This is a genomic window from Candidatus Nanopusillus massiliensis, from assembly GCF_920984865.1.
Window position 1 is genome coordinate 514432 of the sequence record NZ_OV100765.1, and the last position, 219, is coordinate 514650.

A 219-nucleotide genomic window follows, 5' to 3' on the forward strand; every position below is an offset into this window, starting at 1 on the left:
GGTTCTTTAAGAAATTTACANNCATCAAGATTCCCAANNNNTGTAGATTTATTTCTTCTAGCAGATCTAAAATCTGAACTAGAAAAATTTAAGAATAAAAAATTAATAGGAGAAGAATTATTTAATTCATTATTTAATAATCAAGAAAATACTGTTCCAAGAGATTTAAATGAATTACTGTAATAATGGAATAATAAATAGAAGAATATATAATTTATT